The following is a 269-nucleotide window of genomic DNA, read 5'->3' as shown; positions in this document are numbered from 1 at the left end:
ATCGTGGACGGTTCGGGTTCCGAAGCCGACGTCGCGGACCGTGTTGCCCAGATCCGCGCCGAGGTCGAGCGCACGGATTCCGATTGGGACCGCGAGAAGCTGCAGGAACGCCTGGCCAAGCTCTCCGGCGGCATCGGCGTCATCAAGGTTGGCGCAGCCACCGAAGTTGAGCTCAAGGAAAAGAAGCACCGCATCGAAGACGCAGTGTCCTCGACGCGTGCGGCCCTGGAAGAGGGCATCGTGGCCGGTGGCGGTTCCGCCCTGGTCCA

1 pseudogene is annotated in these 269 nt (G+C 65.8%); it reads left to right on the top strand.

What is annotated here, in order from left to right:
- Window positions 1-269, top strand: a pseudogene (groEL, locus tag SB754_RS20510) (chaperonin GroEL); the annotation flags it as partial.

It is taken from the genome of Leifsonia sp. SIMBA_070 (assembly GCF_046534635.1).
Taxonomy (GTDB): Bacteria; Actinomycetota; Actinomycetes; order Actinomycetales; family Microbacteriaceae; genus Leifsonia.
This window is presented reverse-complemented; position numbering and strand designations above follow the sequence as displayed.